The sequence below is a fragment of the Streptomyces sp. SID11385 genome (genome assembly GCF_010548245.1).
Taxonomy (GTDB): domain Bacteria; phylum Actinomycetota; class Actinomycetes; order Streptomycetales; family Streptomycetaceae; genus Streptomyces.
Genome location: NZ_JAAGLR010000019.1, coordinates 1 through 1,341 on the forward strand (window position 1 = coordinate 1; position 1,341 = coordinate 1,341).

1 protein-coding gene and 1 pseudogene are annotated in these 1,341 nt (G+C 78.4%); one reads left to right on the forward strand and one right to left on the reverse strand.

All coding sequences use genetic code 11. The features are described 5' to 3' along the window. Window positions 1-881, forward strand: a pseudogene (locus G3I42_RS00870) (NAD(P)/FAD-dependent oxidoreductase); the annotation flags it as partial. Between the two features lie 96 nt (window positions 882-977). Here the strand turns inward: G3I42_RS00870 and G3I42_RS00875 are convergent. Next, the coding region (locus G3I42_RS00875; protein WP_164281941.1) for an ROK family protein at window positions 978-1,341 on the reverse strand (364 nt) is incomplete at its 5' end.

Consider the following 1,341-nt stretch of genomic DNA (forward strand, 5'->3'; position numbering starts at 1 on the left):
TGGCGCGGGTGGTGGTGCGCGGGGGGCGTGCGGTGGGGGTGCGGACGGCGGGCGGCGAGACGGTGCCCGCCGGGCGGGCGGTGCTCGCGGACGTGGCGGCGCCCGCGCTGTACGGGGAACTGGTCGACGCGGCGGACCTGCCGGGCCGGGTGCGCGCCGATCTGGAGAGCTTCCAGTGGGACTTCGCGACCTTCAAGGTCGACTGGGCGCTCGACGGGCCCGTCCCGTGGACCGCGGGGGACGCGGCCCGGGGCGCGGGCACGGTGCACCTGGCGGACGGCGTGGACGGGCTCACGCGCTTCGCCGCGCAGCTCGCCATGGGCCGCGTACCCGATCGCCCCTTCCTCCTCTTCGGGCAGATGACGACCGCCGACCCCTCGCGCTCCCCCGCCGGTACGCAGGCGGCGTGGGCCTATACGCACGTGCCGCACACGGTGAAGGGCGACGCGGGCGGGGCGGGCCTGGACGGCCGGTGGACGCCGGGGCAGGGCGAGGAGATGGCCGACCGGATCGAGCGCGAGGTGGAGCGCTGGGCGCCGGGCTTCCGGGCGCGGATCAGGGCCCGCCGTGTCCTCGCCCCGCCGACGCTCCAGGCGCTCGACGCGAACCTCCGGGGCGGCGCGATCAACGGCGGTACGGCGGCGCTCCACCAGGAGCTCTTCTTCCGCCCGCTGCCGGGCAGCGGGCGCCCCGAGACACCGGTCAAGGGCCTCTACCTCGCCTCGGCCTCGGCCCACCCGGGCGGCGGCGTCCACGGCGCCCCCGGCGCGAACGCGGCCCGCGCGGCGGTCCGGGGGCACTTCCCCCAGCGCACACTGAGCCGCCTCCAACGCCACCTGGCCCGCCGCGACCGGGAGGGGGTGTGGGAGGCGGAGGAGTGAGGGGACGGGGCGGCCGCGGCGGGCGGGTCGCTCGGCCCCGTACGGGGGACCGCCCGCCCTCGTACCCGCGGCGGATCGCCCGGTCCGTCCCCCGTCCTACACCCCCAGCGCCTCCAGCCGTTCCTCCGCCCGTGCCGGGGCGTAGAGGTGTTCCACCACGAGGTGGGCCGCTCCGACCAGGGCGGCTCGGTCGCCGAGGCGGGAGGTGACGACGTCGAGGTGGGCCGTGCAGCGGGGGAGGGCGCGTTGGTAGAGGAGTTCGCGGACGCCGGTGAGGAAGGGGGTTCCGGCGAGGTCTCCCGCGATCATCAGGACGCCGGGGTTGAGGAGGGTCACGACGGTCGCGAGGACCTCGCCGACCTGGCGGCCCGCCTGGCGGGCGAGGCCCGCCGCCTCGGGGTGGCCCTCGGCGAGGAGGGCGCGGACGTCGGAGCCCGAGGCGGCGGGGACGCCCGCCGCG